Origin of the sequence: Carnobacterium sp. (assembly GCF_032094055.1) — a bacterium.
GTDB lineage: Bacteria > Bacillota > Bacilli > Lactobacillales > Carnobacteriaceae > Carnobacterium_A.
In genome coordinates this window covers 45,800-47,299 of record NZ_DAMDAK010000002.1, presented here as the reverse complement: position 1 = coordinate 47,299, position 1,500 = coordinate 45,800, and the positions used below count along the sequence as shown (strand labels likewise).

Here is a 1,500-nt window from a genome sequence, read left to right as displayed (position 1 = left end):
GGTAAAGAGTTTATTATTCAAGATATTCTTGATCAGATTGTTCCAGGAATATTACCATTAGCAGTCGTTATGGGCATATACTGGTTCTATACAAAGAAAGGGTTAAAAGTGACCCAAGCCTTGCTATGGTTAACAGCAATTTTGATCGTATTAGCCGGTGTTGGAATTTTATAATTTGAAAAAGGGTGTGTTTAGTAATGGGAGAAATAAATTTAGCACGTGTAGATGAACGTTTGATTCATGGGCAAGTAATGATGACATTGTCACAAAAAAGTGGAGTAAACTCGATTTTTGTTGTAGATGAAGTAGTTGCAAAAGACAAATTTATGCGAGAATTATATAAGAATGCTGGAAGCCGCACAGGGCAAAAAACTATTGTCATTACGCCAGAAAAAGCAGAACACTATTGGGATGAATTTAAATTTAAAGATTATAATTGTATTTTAATTACAAAAACAGTTAGCGTCATTTATGACTTGGTTAAACATGGTGTTCCGATGAAAGAATTAAATATCGGTGGAATTGCACAAAAAGATCCAGAAAAAGATGTTTTTGTAACAAAATCTGTTTATTTGAATAAATCTGATGCTGAAAAATTAAAAGAATTAAACGAGCAGTATGGAGTGGAAAACATATATTTTCAAGCAACACCATCTGCGCCCAAAACTAACTTAAAAGATGTATTAAAACAATTTGGTTTATAAAATATTTTTCGTCATGAAGTAGGTATTAAAAGATACCTACTTTTCTCTAGACGACATATAGTGACTAAGACAGGTGGTAAATATTATGCAGCAAAATGAAAATTTTAAAGATTGGTTATTTCGATATCAATATGTTTATCGTATACGACGTAAAAAGCAAACGCCGATTTCTTTCAGCGTTAGGGACGGATATTTCTGAAATACGTGATGATATACAAGTGATTGAGTACAATCGCCACAAAAAATATGCCTCAAGGAATGTTTATATTGGTGATATTGAAAAAGCCAATCAGATTATTTGCACATATTATGACACACCTCCAAAGAGTTTTGGTTCTTATATTTTATTCAACCGAAAAGAACAGGGAAAACGAACAACTGCTTTTATTTTAATTAGTTCTATCTTGATGATTTTGGCAGGAATTTTTGGAACCCTCTTTTTCATGCAGTATGTATCGGATCCCTTTGATTTAACTTCTTTTCGCACAGTGTTTGTTGTTCTCGCTTACGGAATGTACTTCTTTCTATTAGGGAAGATTACGAAAGGATTATCCAATCGAAATACGTTAATTCGAAATACATCCTCTGTACTCGCCTTACTGACAATAATCAGTGAAATAAAAGATGAAAAAACTGCTTTCGCTTTTATAGATGAAGGAAGTTTTGGAGAAAGTGGACTGGAAGCAATGAATACTTCTCATAGAAATAAAAAAAAGATTTTCTTTTTAGATAGTATAGGAGCAGACGTACCGCTACATGCTGTGGGAAATGGTTTTTCTAAGATGAAAGTGTCAGA

At 32.7% G+C, this 1,500-nt stretch carries 3 protein-coding genes; all 3 read left to right on the top strand.

The annotated features are described in order from the left end of the window. Positions 1-174: PTS system mannose/fructose/sorbose family transporter subunit IID (locus RT405_RS00710; protein WP_313466800.1), on the top strand; the 174-nt coding region annotated here is incomplete at its 5' end. 23 nt (positions 175-197) lie between these two features. Then, complete coding sequence (locus RT405_RS00705) at positions 198-704, top strand: PTS sugar transporter subunit IIB (protein ID WP_313466771.1); 507 nt, start codon at positions 198-200, stop codon at positions 702-704. A 95-nt stretch (positions 705-799) separates the two neighbouring features. Further along, on the top strand, positions 800-1,500 hold a 701-nt coding region (locus RT405_RS00700), incomplete at its 3' end, for a hypothetical protein (protein WP_313466770.1).

Excerpts from the sequence above, each read along its gene's own strand:
- RT405_RS00705 (WP_313466771.1), top strand. The coding sequence starts at position 198 with ATGGGAGAAATAAATTTAGCACGTGTAGATGAACGTTTGATTCATGGG.